Genomic DNA, 2,501 nt, shown 5'->3' on the forward strand with positions numbered 1-2,501 from the left:
TCCTTTTCCTTTTACCCAATCTGGACCATCTAAATCTTTGTATTCAGTATTATTACTGGAATCGTTTGATAAATTAGGTTGAGCATAACAAACCAATGGCGCACTTGGTTCAAAATAATCAGGATTCGATATCCATATCCATAAATCAACTAAACCTGCATCTCCGCCTGTACCATATTTTAGACACGGGTTTTCGAACGACGGTAATATTATGGCATCACTACGATGATTTTTTATGCGACCATTTTTACTAGTTAATGCTTCTAAACTCCATGAATATGGCAATAATAACACGCCCAACACCAACAAGAGTTTTCGGGGTAATTTGAGAGATAATTTGGAAAATATAAATGAGTTTCGTGCAAAAACTCGGCGAAGAGGATTATTTAATAAATTTAAATCGTAGGTTTGCCAGTGCTTGTGCCTTGTGCCTTGTGCCAAAAATGATAATGCATTATTGTCTACCTGTCAAGTAATATTTTGTTTTATTTAGATTTTTTATAATTATTTGCTTGTTTAATAAGCTTGTTTTCCTATAACCGTAAAAGTATAGCCGTTTAAAAAATAGTTGGCTAGTTTTTTTGTGGATTTTTGTAAAAAACATACAAATGAAATAGTCCTGTTTGGCGGCGACACCCGACTCTTTCCCTTGTGAGTGTAATGTATCATGCTTCCATCACTCAATAGATTCAAGCGCACAACAGCAATATCAACACAGTTAGAGTATCTTACATTATCTGCTTCTGATTTGTTAATACAAGAAAAAGAGAGAGTAAAACGGCTAAACTGTTTATTAAAAAAGTCAGAAAAAATTAATTTGACAGTACCACTGTAATTAATGAATTCTTTTCCGGTCATCAACCATTTCGATGCGGATATCGAAATTATCCATTAGCGTAAGAAAAGAAATTATTCTAATAATATTAACAATATGGAACCACATGATATAAGTAAAAATAATTATATGGAGGTATAAATGTTTATTAGACCACTGAAATTAACTCAGCATATCGATGATGTACAGGGTCCTGAAAATGCAACAACGCTGATTCTTCTACACTTTCTGGGAACGGATTTGCACCTATGGGATTTGCAAATGCCGCGATTAACCGAGCGTTATCGGGTAATCAGGTTGGATATGTTGATCAACTAAGGAGTAGTGATGCCGAATTCGGAATGGTATCTAGATGTTATTAAAAGCATGCGTTTATTAATATCAAGGATAATATAGTCACACAATTACTAAAATACTTACATATAGGAAAAGTTATTCGATGCCCAGTATTACTATTTATACAACATCAGATCATCACCTAGAAACTTGTGATTTTGCTGATTTTTCTACTTCTTTGACCAAACTTACCAAAGAGATTCTGAAAGCTAAAGATAATAATATCCATATAGCTTATCTAATTGCGGATGTAGGTTATGGGGAATCTGTATACTTTGAGGCTAAACTTAGACAAGAAGTTTTTCGTAGTGAGTCAGTCATGAATGAATTCTCACGTCAGGTTGATTTATTAATTAGAGAAAAGTTCGGCGTAATTGCGAGAATTCGTTGCTTTCTTTATGATTCCAATAATATTTTCGCAAAAAACTAAAAGGTAACTGTATGAATGATAAATTGCCAATGAAGGACCTTGGAGAGGTACAAGTAACTGCTGTTAGTGATGGCTACTTAAAAGTTGATTTTGGAATGCTGGCGAATATTAGTGAGACAGAGTGTTATTTCATTCAACAAAACGCCTGCCAAGATGAACCTAATTCAGTGCACATTAATGCCTTTTTAGTTCAACACAAAGATAAAAATATCTTAATTGATAGTGGCGCAGGTAGTTTTAAAGGATGGGGAGGAAGGATAGTAAATAATTTGGCTAAACTTGGGGTGAAACCAAATGATATTGATGCCGTATTACTCACACATGCTCATCCCGATCATATAGGTGGCTTGATCAACTCCTACGGAGAGGCAGTATTTCCAAATGCAGAATTAGTAATTAGTCAAAATGAGTATGATTATCTAAAAGATGACAAAAAGTTTTTTTCTTCCAGCGATCGTGTCAAAGGTAATTTTATTTTTGCTCGCAATGTTTTAAAACAGTATCAAGAAAATCTGCGGTTAGTTAATGAAGGTGAGGTACTTGCTGGTATACATGCATTACCATTAAAAGGGCATACACCAGGACATACTGGTTATAAAGTCGAGGGAGAAAATAGTAGTTTATTGATTTGGGGTGATATTGTCCACTTTCCACATATCCAACTTTTAAAACCGAATGTCTCAATTGCTTTCGATTATGATCCTAAATTGGCAGCGGAAACCCGTATTCGCATCCTTGATATGGTGAGTTCTAAACACATTCTTGTTGGTGGGATTCATTTTGGATGTGAAGGTTTTGGTTATATTCAAAAGCTTAAAAGAGGATATGAAATTGTACTTACTGATTAATTAACTAATGTTTTTTCAAATCATATTCCTAGATTCAAACATGAAGTGCAAT

4 protein-coding genes and 1 pseudogene are annotated in these 2,501 nt (G+C 34.2%); 3 read left to right on the top strand and 2 right to left on the bottom strand.

Annotated elements, in window-relative coordinates:
* On the bottom strand, window positions 1–441 hold a 441-nt coding region (locus B9N71_RS12380; RefSeq protein ID WP_143422160.1), incomplete at its 3' end, for a hypothetical protein.
* 75 nt (window positions 442–516) lie between these two features.
* Entirely contained in the window at window positions 517–858 is a 342-nt protein-coding gene (locus B9N71_RS13300) for a hypothetical protein (protein ID WP_143422161.1), read from the bottom strand.
* A 118-nt stretch (window positions 859–976) separates the two neighbouring features.
* Between B9N71_RS13300 and B9N71_RS13660 the strand changes: the two are divergent.
* From B9N71_RS13660 to B9N71_RS12395, 3 genes and pseudogenes are all read left to right on the top strand, one after another.
* Window positions 977–1,141 (top strand): annotated as a pseudogene (locus tag B9N71_RS13660) (alpha/beta fold hydrolase); the annotation flags it as partial.
* Between the two features lie 133 nt (window positions 1,142–1,274).
* Window positions 1,275–1,601, top strand: coding sequence for a hypothetical protein (locus B9N71_RS12390; protein ID WP_065590835.1), 327 nt, complete (start codon window positions 1,275–1,277; stop codon window positions 1,599–1,601).
* A gap of 11 nt (window positions 1,602–1,612) precedes the next feature.
* Window positions 1,613–2,449, top strand: a complete 837-nt coding sequence (locus B9N71_RS12395; protein ID WP_085166119.1) for an MBL fold metallo-hydrolase — start codon at window positions 1,613–1,615, stop codon at window positions 2,447–2,449.
* The last annotated feature ends 52 nt before the right edge of the window (window positions 2,450–2,501 follow it).

Source organism: Gilliamella bombi (assembly GCF_900103255.1).
Taxonomy (GTDB): Bacteria; Pseudomonadota; Gammaproteobacteria; order Enterobacterales; family Orbaceae; genus Gilliamella; species Gilliamella bombi.